The organism is Sphingobacteriales bacterium (genome assembly GCA_012517435.1).
In the GTDB taxonomy this organism is placed as follows: domain Bacteria; phylum Bacteroidota; class Bacteroidia; order CAILMK01; family JAAYUY01; genus JAAYUY01.
Window position 1 is genome coordinate 1 of sequence record JAAYUY010000191.1, and the last position, 9,774, is coordinate 9,774.

A 9,774-nucleotide genomic window follows, 5' to 3' on the forward strand; every position below is an offset into this window, starting at 1 on the left:
CCTTCCTTGTAACCTTTTAATGAGATGTTGAGGTATTTTTTTGGTTTTAAAGGAATGTTGTCGGGGGAATATTCTGCTGGTTTTCCTTCTTTATCAGTATAAACCCTGAAAATGGAAAAATCTCCTGTATGGCGTGGCCACATCCAGTTGTCGGTATCGGCTCCGAATTTCCCGATAGAGGAGGGCGGAGCACCAACCAGCCTCACATCCTTGTATTCTTCATATACCAGCAGATAAAATTTATTCCCTGCGAAAAAGCTTTTTACACTGACCACAAAATTTCCGGTAGCCTTTGCGTCAGCTTCAATTTTGGAAATGTTGGTCATGATAATTTTGTTTCTTTCAGTTTCTGTCATCCCATCATCAACATCTTTTAACACAATATCGCTGACATCTTCCATTCTGACCAGAAATTTAACGGTTAGTCCGGGGTTTGGCAATTCCTGATCCTTGCTTTTAGCCCAGAAACCATTGGTCAGGTAGTCGTGTTCAACAGTGCTGTGTGCCTGAATCTGTCCGTAACCGCAATGATGATTGGTCAGCAGGAGGCCTTCCGGACTGACAATTTCACCCGTACATCCACCTCCGAAAACCACGATGGCATCCTTGAGGCTCGAATGATTGACACTGTATATGTCTTCTGCCGTAATTTTCAGCCCCAGTCGCTGCATATCGGCATAGTTGAGCTTTTCTATCAATAAGGGTAACCACATCCCTTCATCGGGCCGGGGATATGGAAATCCACCTGAAAAAACGGCTGAACTGAGAAAAATAGAAATTAATAAGGATAAAACTGTTTTTTTCATATTACTGAGTTTTAATTGTTAATCAATTGAGTGGCAAAAATAAGCAATTTAGTCCATGACGTTAAAAATGAAGATATGTTACTTGTATAAGGTTTTACTGAATTTTTCCCAGTCGGGTACTTTTCGCCATGGCCACTTGGCAATGATGACATTGTCTTTAAACAGGATTAACCCCGGATTGGAGCGTATCATCATTTCAAGCAAAACAATATCAGCATGATAGATGGGATAGGGGGGATTCCATTTTTTGAAGAAATTTCCCAAAAGCTGGTTGGAAGTTGAGGTGATGCCATAAATGGTTACATTGCCATCGTGATTTATTTGCTTACACAATTCATTGATTTTCTTCTGGTTGTTGGGATCTTGTTCCCCTATTTCGTGGTAAATGACCAGTAGTTTATATCCGTTTTGCTGCAGAAATTTTTCTGCCATATTTTGTCCTGAGGAATCGGTGAAAATAAAATCTTTAATGGGAGGTACGTAGCCTTTTTTAACGAGTTTGTTTCTGGTTTCCTGCCATTGCCATTTTTCATCCATCGGGATGTTATCAATATCAAACTCCTGAATTTTTCCTGTTTCTGAGTTTTTATAAATCAAAACTGTTTCGTAAACGGGACCATGTTTCCCGGGAGGTATGGTCATTTTTTCGGTAATGTCAGTTCCTTTTTTAAAAGGAAGGAAGTCGATCGGTGGCAGATACATCAGGGAGAAAATGCATAAAAGAATGATAGCCAGCAGGCTTGCAAAGGTAAAAAACCATTCAGCGCGTAAAAACGGCCTGATTTGATTTTTTTTGAAGAATATGATGAGTGTGGGAATCATCAGGAAAATGTTTTTATAGAAAGTTTCCCAGTTGGTCAGTTTAATGGCATCGCCAAAACAACCGCAGTCGCTGACCGGATTTTCAATTGCCAGATAGAATGTCAAAACGGTAAAAAAAGACATGATCAGCAATAAAAGCCACGACATCAGCCTGCCTTTCAGTCCGAGCAGGATGGATACTCCAAGCGGAAATTCATAAGAACACAGCAGAACAGCCAGCACAACCGAAATGCTTTTCAGCCATTCCATATTGAAGGCGATAAGGTATTCGTCAACCTTTATCATGGTTCCCATCGGATCAACGGCCTTGACAAAGCCTGAAAAAATAAATGTCAATCCGATAATGATCTGGCTTATCGTTAAAATTATTCTACCTGTTTTCATTTTTTTCCTTGAGTTTTATCAGTGCAAAAAAAGCATAGTTTATCATATCGTACAAATTGGCTTCAAGTCCTTCAGAAACCAATGTTTTTCCTTGATTTACAAGTATTTGTCTTATGCGAAGAATACGGGCAAGAATCAGGTCGGTAAATGAAGTAATGTACATGTTTCGCCAGGCTTCTCCGTAGTCATGGTTTTTTTTCTTCATCAGCTCATGGGCTTCCCTGAGATAAAAGTCGTATCTGGTCAGTAATTCGTCAAATGTCTGAATATCAGTTCCTTGCTTTTTTATTTCCTGTTGAATCAGGGTAATAATACAGTAATTGATTATCCCGATATATTCCGTTGCGAGGTCGTCTTCCACCTGAGGAATGGTACCGTCTTCAATGTTCCTGATGCGGTCGGCCTTAATATAAATCTGGTCGATCAGACTGGGGATTCGCATGATTTTCCAGGAGTTCCCGTAATCTTTGTTTTTATTAATAAAAATTTTCCTTACGTTTGCCGCTTCAGTCTGATATTGTAAATTTGTTTTTTCCGACACAGGTTTAAATTTATGGAAGTGCAAAAATAAAACTCATGAAGTTAATGGAAACGAAAAAAACCTTATATTTTAAGGGAAAAGTGATAGAAATTCCCCTGCCATCGGTCATGGGGATTATCAACCTGACACCCGATTCATTTTATGATGGGGGGAGGCTCAGAAACACAGATGAAATGCTGAAACTGGCCGAAAAGCATATCCATGAAGGGGCATTCATGCTCGATGTGGGTGGATGTTCGACAAGGCCCGGGGCTTCTGTCATTTCTGAAATTGAAGAAATAGACAGGGTGGTCGAACCCCTTTATCAGTTATGCCGGAGGTTCCCCGAAGTTCCTGTTTCAATTGACACCATGCGAAAAAAGGTAGCCGAAATGGCTGTTGAAGCTGGTGCAGCCCTTGTCAACGACATCAGTGCCGGAGAGTTTGATCCCGAAATGATTGATTTTGTTTCAGAAAAAGGAATTCCCTATATCATCATGCATAAAAAAGGCATGCCTTCTGATATGCAGAATAACCCTGATTATCAGGATGTTACTACTGAGCTTCTGCAATATTTTGAGAATAAAATCTTTTTTTTACATCAGAAAGGTATTACAGATATCATCATTGACCCGGGTTTTGGTTTTGGAAAAACACTTCAGCACAATTATACCCTGTTAAAAAATCTTTCCCTGTTTCGGATGTTCAATCTGCCTGTCTTGATTGGTGTTTCAAGAAAATCAATGATTTATAAGGCTCTTGAAATTAATCCTGAAGAGGCTTTGAACGGAACAACGGTGCTTCACACAATAGCATTGCTGAATGGGGCGAATATTTTAAGGGTTCATGATGTCAGAGAGGCTGTTGAAACAATAAAATTGATAAATTTGTTCAGTCAAAAATAAATGGATTCAGAATAACAAACCCCAATACAGTGTTACTTTTCATTTTTGATTTTTTGAAATTACAGGTTGTTGACATCATAGACATTTTTCTTGTTGCCCTGCTGATATTTCTCCTGTATCGTTTGCTGAAGGGAACCATTGCAGCCAATATTCTGATCGGTTTGTTTTCAATTTATTTTATCTGGATTATTGTCAAGGCGTTGAATATGAAGCTTTTACAAGCAATCCTCGGTCAATTTCTTGGTGTGGGTGTTTTGTTGGTACTGATTGTTTTTCAGCAGGAAATCAGGAAGTTTCTTTTGATCATAGGACAGGGAAATTTGTTTGTAAAGAGTTTTTCGCTGAAAGGTTTTGCCCCATGGAAGTGGAAGATGAACCAGTCGGTAAGTCTGAATTATAATGAAATTCTGAAAGCCTGTGCTGTTTTGTCAAAAAAACTGACAGGTGCACTGATAGTTGTAACAAAATCAACAGAACTGCGAGGTTTTGCTTCGACAGGGGTGCTGATAGACGCTGAAATGAGTGCCAAGGTTCTTGAATCTATCTTCAACAAAACCAGTCCTTTGCATGATGGTGCAGTAATCATTGCACGCAATAAAATCAAAGCTGCCTCCTGTATTCTTCCTGTCTCTGAAAATAATAAACTTCCCGACCACCTTGGCCTCAGACATCGGGCCGGAGTTGGTATTTCGGAACAGAGTGATGCCATTGCCATCATTGTTTCAGAAGAAAATGGCAGTATTTCAGTAGCCATCAACGGTCAGCTTCAATACAATATCGGACTGAAAACGCTCCGTGAGATACTCGACAAAAATTATATCAGCTCACTTGAGAATTTTTAACACAATAATTATTGAATAGGTACGTTCACTTATTGTTCATTAAAAATACATGTTTAATATTGCACGCAGTAATAAAGTTTAAAATTACACAGATGTTTAGATTTTCAACACTTTTGTGGATGTTCCTGTTGTTTGGCTATCCATTGTTTAGTTTGGGGCAGACAACCGAAGCACTGGATCAGAAATTTGGATTTCAGAATTTTAAGTTTAACACACCACTGAGTAGTTACAACTCCTATAACCCTGTCAAAATCGAGGAAGGAAGATATAAGCTGACCAATATAAAAACCGTCAAGATCGGAAACTGGGAAGTTGAAAGCATCGAATTATTTTTCAAAAGTGATAATCTGGTGAAAATCATTGTTAAGGTGGACGATACAGAGCGGCAGAAAAATGAATCCATCTATAATGCTTTGTTGAAAAATTACGGACGTTATACCTATCACCGTTCATCAAGCGGTTATTCCTATACTTCTGAAATGATTTGGAAAGGTAAACTCGTCAACCTCGTTTATTCCTTCTCATCTTACAGGGAAGGAGATATCTTCAAAAGTAAAATCACATTGATTTACAGTTATCTGGGTGAAACTGTTGAGGTTGATCTGACCAAAGACCTGTAATATTTTCAGCTTTTCCTTATCAGTTGATTTAAGCTAAAGGAAGATCGGGCAAACAGCCTGAATTCAGGACAGGAATTAATTTTCTTTTTTCAGCAGGTTTTTCAGATAATTCAGTTTCATCAGTCCCTCAATGGGGGTGATGGCATTGATGTCAATCTTGTTCAGCTCATTTTTAATCCTTTCATGTACAGGATCTGACACATCAAAAAGTTTAAGCTGAATACTGACCGGAGTGCCGGAAACAGCCTGCTCATTCTTCATGTTGACTCTTTGCTTCTCCAGCTCTTCAAGGATTACAGAGGCTCTTTTGACTATAACCGGGGGCACTCCTGCCATCTGAGCCACGTGGATTCCAAAGCTATGTTCGCTTCCACCGGGTTGAAGTTTCCTTAGAAAAATAATCTTATTCTTATACTCTTTAACGCTTACATTAAAGTTTCTGACTCGTGGCAGGGTGGCAGAAATCTCATTTAATTCGTGATAATGGGTGGCAAAAACAGTCTTTGGTGCATAGGGATTCTGATGCAGAAACTCCGTTATAGCCCATGCGATGGAAATGCCGTCATAGGTGCTTGTTCCTCTTCCGATTTCATCCAGTAAAATCAGGCTTCTTTCAGAAATGTTGTTTAAAATGCTGGCAGTTTCCATCATTTCGACCATGAAAGTAGATTCGCCTAATGAAATATTATCGGAAGCTCCGACACGGGTAAACAGTTTATCAATATATCCGATTTTGGCTGAGCTTGCCGGGACATAACTCCCGCATTGAGCCATCAGTACAATGAGGGCTGTTTGCCTCAGAATGGCTGATTTTCCTGACATATTCGGGCCTGTCAGTATGATAATCTGCTGGTTTTTGTTGTTCAGATAAAGATCATTGGGAATGTACTGCTCTTCAACGGGGAGGCACTTCTCTATTACAGGATGGCGGCCATCACGGATATCAATTGACAGGCCTGCATCTACCACAGGCTTGACATATTTATTGTTTTGGGCCGTGTGGGCATAGGAACACAGACAGTCAAGACGGGCAAGCTCTGCCGCATTTTGTTGTATGGCTGATACATATCCCGCTATTTCCATGACAAGCTCATTGAATATACGGGCTTCTATTTCGTTGATTTTTTCCTCAGCAGTCAGTATTTTTTCTTCAAAGACCTTCAGCTCTTCGGTGATGTAGCGCTCTGCACTGACGAGTGTCTGTTTTCGCATCCATTCCTGAGGAACCTTGTCTTTATGAGCATTTGTAACCTCCAGATAATATCCGAAAACATTATTGAACCCAATCTTGAGGGACGTAATACCGGTTTCGCGAATGGCATTTTCACGCAGTTTTACCAGATAGTCTTTTGAGGAAGATTTCAGGCTTCGTAATTCGTCCAGTTCTGCATCTGTCCCCTGCCTGATGAGTTCTGATTTTCCCGGTGTTACAGGCGGATCATCAACCAGCGTTTTGTTTATTTTATCCTGCAGGGCAGGGCAGGGATTCAGTTTGTCTGATATCAATGCAAGTTGTTCTTTCTGAGACTGTTTCAGTAAATTCCTGACTTCTTCAATACACTGAAGTGCCTTTTCAATATATTTGACTTCACGCGGATTGATTTTTCGCAAGGCTGCACGGGAAATCAGGCGTTCGAGGTCACCTGTCCTGCTTAAAACAGAGGTAATCTTTTCAGTGGTTTCGTAGTCTTTTAGTAAAATCTCGACAATATCAAGCCTCTCATTGATTTTCTGGATATCTTTCAGTGGAAGTGATATCCACTTTTTCAACAAACGGCTTCCCATGGGAGTGGAAGTGTTGTCGATGATGTCAATCAGTGCTTTTCCTTCCGGATGCAACGGATGAAGCAGTTCAAGATTGCGGATGGTAAATTTGTCTAACCAGATATATTTGTCTTTTTCAATCCTGCTGATTTTAGTGATGTGGTTCAGGTAATCATATTTGTTTTCTGCCAGATAATGTATGATAACACCCGCAGCACTGATGCCGGTCCGGTAACTTTCAATGCCAAAACCCTTAAAACTTTTGACATTAAAGTGATTTAACAGTTTTTCAGAGGCAAAATCATAGCTGAAAAGCCAGTCTTCAAGTAAAAAGGTATATCGCTTGGAAGGGAAATATTCCTGATATTGTTTTTGTTTTGCCTTGGAGTAGATAATTTCGGAAGGGTTGAATGTATTTAAAAGATTTTCAATGTAATCGACATCTCCTTCAGCGACAAGGAATTCTCCTGTCGAGACGTCCAGAAATGCGATGCCAATGTTATTATCCCCAAAATGCAGGGCTGATAAATAGTTGTTTTCTTTATGATTTATTATTTTTTCACTGACAGTTGTGCCGGGGGTTACCAGTTCTGTTATACCACGTTTGACAATTTTTTTTGCCAGTTTAGGGTCTTCGAGTTGTTCGCACACGGCAACCCGATGCCCCGATTTAACCAGTTTTGGTAAATAGGTGTCGAGACTGTGAAAAGGAAATCCGGCCAGTTCAATATTTGACGAGCCATTAGATCGTTTTGTCAAAACAATGCCTAATATTCTGGATGTTTTGATGGCATCTTCCCCGAAGGTTTCATAAAAATCTCCTACTCTGAAAAGCAACAGTGCATCCGGATATTTCGCTTTTATGCTGAAATATTGTTTCATCAATGGCGTTTCTTCTACTGGTTTTCGGTTCATGCACTTTTGCTTTTTTTGATTTTACAGCATTCAACGGCTTTTTTACTGTTGACAAAGTTAACCCTGAGAATTATTTTACCTTTCATCTTTGTCCATTTATCTTTACCGATTATTTGAAAGTCTCTTTTTATGCGAAAATTGACAATGGAGGAGTTGAACAGGCTCAGGCCTGAAGAGTTTGCTAAAACTGAAAAAATTCCAGTTGTTGTCGTCCTCGATAATGTCAGAAGCATGTATAATGTCGGGGCAGTATTTCGTACCTGTGATGCTTTTCGTGTGAAAAAACTTGTGTTGTGTGGCATTACAGCCTGCCCGCCTCATCGTGAAATTCATAAAACTGCTCTTGGTGCTGAAAATACTGTCAGCTGGGAATATTTTTCTGAAACCCGTCTGGCACTCATGCAAATCCGGCAGGAAGTCGATCTGATAGTTGGAGTCGAACAGACAGATAATGCTATCGTAATCAGCGGATTTGATGTCGATATTCAGTCTTCATACGCCATCATTTTTGGAAATGAAGCAAGTGGATTGTCTGATGATATCCTCGGTATGTTGGATATATGCCTTGAAATTCCTCAGTTCGGGACCAAGCATTCACTCAATATAAGTGTGGCGGCCGGGATTGTACTATATCATTTCGGGATGAGATTTATAGAGGCTTAGCCGCCTGAATATTTTCTTTCTTGAAAATCAGGTAATTATGACGGGGAAAAACTGTTGTGATGAAATATCTTACTTTGGAAGACTGTTCTTGAAAGCCTGATAACTGGTTTCGTAAAGTTGTCCTGTTTTGCCACCCAGTTCAGTCCATTTGGCATTAATATTTTCAATCCTCTTTTCATCACTTGGGTGAGTGCTTAAAAACGGAATGGATAAGCCCCCACTTTGAGCCGTCTGAAGTTTTTCAAAAAAGCCGGCCACACCACGTGCATCATAGGTGGTTGAATATAAATATTTTACTGATTCAGCATCTGCGTCATTTTCATGGCTTCGACTGAAGGCAAGCATGACCAGCTGGGCAGTGATCTGTGCGAGTAAACCCGGATCATCTCCCAGTACAACACTCAGCAAAACAGAAACTCCGTAAGCCTGAGTGAGTTGCTGGGTGCTGTGCCTGCGGGCGGCATGAGCCATTTCATGTCCTAAAACTCCTGCAAACTGTGATTCATTGTCTAAGAACTGAATAATCCCTTTGTACACATAAATATACCCTCCCGGTGTACAAAATGCGTTTAAAACAGTATCATCCAGAATCTTACATTCCCAGACAAAATCAGTGGCATGTGGCACCTGACCGGATGCCAGAATACTATCCCTGATTCTTCTAAGATGCTGATAAGCAGAAGGATACTTGCTCTCATCAAGGATTTTGTAATTGGTATCATTCGCAATTTCTTCACTAATCTGAAGCCCAAGTGCTTTGTCGTCTTCAATGGTAAAGATGTTAACTGGTTTATCTTTACATGAACTCATCAATAAAACTGCTCCTATCAGAATCGGAATAATAGCTGCGAAATGTTTCATTTTATTAAATTTTTGGTCATATTGTCAATTATAATGCCATTCATCCGGTTATTTCAGGATGTATAAATCCCTTAGGTTTCTGCCGGCTTCATCGTAATCGAGACCATAACCAACAAGAAACTTATTGGGAACTTCAAACCCAACGTAATCAGGTTCAATGTCTTCAACGAGTGCTTCTTTCTTCAGCAGAAGGGTTGCAACCTTAATGCTTTTCGCCTGGTGATTTTCGAGCAGTCCAAGCATCTGAACCATTGTTCTGCCGGAATCAACAATGTCCTCTATAATGACGACATGTCGATCTTTGATATTTTGCATGAGGCCAAGCAGTATTTTCACTTTTCCGGTGGAACCTAAACCTTTGTAGGAGGCAAGCCTGACAAAGGTAATTTCACATGCTGAATTGAAGTTTTTCAGCAAATCGGCAGCAAAAAAGAAACTTCCGTTTAAAATGCTGATGAAGACAGGATTTTTATCCTGATACTCTTTATTTAACTGGCTGGCAAGGGAAGTTATTCTCTCCTGAATTTTACTTTCCGGGAGATATAACCCAAAAAGCTTATCTTTTATCTGAATGGTCTGACTCATTGAAGTTAATGATTATATTTACTGCAAAAATAACCTAAACATTTTAACTGGCAATTATAATGAAAGAAGCTTAAGAAAAACCAAACA

At 39.8% G+C, this 9,774-nt stretch carries 10 protein-coding genes; 4 read left to right on the forward strand and 6 right to left on the reverse strand.

From position 1 onward, the window contains the following. The 3 genes from GX437_10770 to GX437_10780 form a co-directional block, all read right to left on the reverse strand. Positions 1-806, reverse strand: an 806-nt coding sequence (locus tag GX437_10770) for a S46 family peptidase (GenBank protein ID NLJ08143.1), incomplete at its 3' end; no start/stop codon positions are given. 78 nt (positions 807-884) lie between these two features. Continuing rightward, positions 885-2,012 carry a DoxX family protein gene (locus tag GX437_10775; GenBank protein NLJ08144.1) on the reverse strand — a complete coding sequence of 376 codons (1,128 nt, stop codon included), beginning with the start codon at positions 2,010-2,012 and terminating at the stop codon, positions 885-887. Next, positions 1,999-2,553, reverse strand: coding sequence for a DUF1599 domain-containing protein (locus tag GX437_10780; protein NLJ08145.1), 555 nt, complete (start codon positions 2,551-2,553; stop codon positions 1,999-2,001). The genes GX437_10775 and GX437_10780 overlap by 14 nt, the downstream gene beginning before the upstream one ends. Before the next feature lie 107 nt (positions 2,554-2,660). On the opposite strand from GX437_10780, the gene folP reads away from it, so the two are divergent. The 3 genes from folP (at position 2,661) to GX437_10795 (ending at position 4,899) form a co-directional block, all read left to right on the forward strand. Then, positions 2,661-3,437 (forward strand): dihydropteroate synthase, encoded by a 777-nt coding sequence (gene folP, locus GX437_10785; protein NLJ08146.1) that lies wholly within the window; start codon positions 2,661-2,663, stop codon positions 3,435-3,437. A gap of 41 nt (positions 3,438-3,478) precedes the next feature. After that, the gene (locus tag GX437_10790) at positions 3,479-4,279 is read left to right on the forward strand and encodes a TIGR00159 family protein (protein ID NLJ08147.1); all 801 of its coding nucleotides are present in this window, start codon (positions 3,479-3,481) and stop codon (positions 4,277-4,279) included. Positions 4,280-4,371: 92 nt separating this feature from the next. Next, the gene (locus GX437_10795) at positions 4,372-4,899 is read left to right on the forward strand and encodes a hypothetical protein (protein NLJ08148.1); all 528 of its coding nucleotides are present in this window, start codon (positions 4,372-4,374) and stop codon (positions 4,897-4,899) included. 75 nt (positions 4,900-4,974) lie between these two features. Here GX437_10795 and mutS read toward each other — a convergent pair whose 3' ends face one another. Then, entirely contained in the window at positions 4,975-7,545 is a 2,571-nt protein-coding gene (mutS, locus tag GX437_10800; protein ID NLJ08149.1) for a DNA mismatch repair protein MutS, read from the reverse strand. Between the two features lie 162 nt (positions 7,546-7,707). On the opposite strand from mutS, the gene GX437_10805 reads away from it, so the two are divergent. Further along, positions 7,708-8,241, forward strand: coding sequence for an RNA methyltransferase (locus GX437_10805; protein NLJ08150.1), 534 nt, complete (start codon positions 7,708-7,710; stop codon positions 8,239-8,241). Positions 8,242-8,310: 69 nt separating this feature from the next. On the opposite strand, the gene GX437_10810 is transcribed toward GX437_10805, so the two are convergent. Continuing rightward, a complete protein-coding gene (locus GX437_10810; protein NLJ08151.1) occupies positions 8,311-9,102 on the reverse strand; it encodes a M48 family metalloprotease in 792 nt (263 codons plus the stop codon). 48 nt (positions 9,103-9,150) lie between these two features. Further along, positions 9,151-9,687 carry a hypoxanthine phosphoribosyltransferase gene (hpt, locus tag GX437_10815; GenBank protein NLJ08152.1) on the reverse strand — a complete coding sequence of 179 codons (537 nt, stop codon included), beginning with the start codon at positions 9,685-9,687 and terminating at the stop codon, positions 9,151-9,153. Positions 9,688-9,774 lie beyond the last annotated feature (87 nt).

What these genes read in the sequence shown, in the direction of transcription:
- GX437_10775 (NLJ08144.1), bottom strand. Translation starts at nt 2,012, where the DNA reads ATGAAAACAGGTAGAATAATTTTAACGATAAGCCAGATCATTATCGGA.
- folP (NLJ08146.1), top strand. Translation starts at nt 2,661, where the DNA reads ATGGGGATTATCAACCTGACACCCGATTCATTTTATGATGGGGGGAGG.
- GX437_10795 (NLJ08148.1), top strand. Translation starts at nt 4,372, where the DNA reads ATGTTTAGATTTTCAACACTTTTGTGGATGTTCCTGTTGTTTGGCTAT.
- mutS (NLJ08149.1), bottom strand. Translation starts at nt 7,545, where the DNA reads ATGAAACAATATTTCAGCATAAAAGCGAAATATCCGGATGCACTGTTG.
- GX437_10805 (NLJ08150.1), top strand. Translation starts at nt 7,708, where the DNA reads ATGCGAAAATTGACAATGGAGGAGTTGAACAGGCTCAGGCCTGAAGAG.
- GX437_10810 (NLJ08151.1), bottom strand. Translation starts at nt 9,102, where the DNA reads ATGAAACATTTCGCAGCTATTATTCCGATTCTGATAGGAGCAGTTTTA.
- hpt (NLJ08152.1), bottom strand. Translation starts at nt 9,687, where the DNA reads ATGAGTCAGACCATTCAGATAAAAGATAAGCTTTTTGGGTTATATCTC.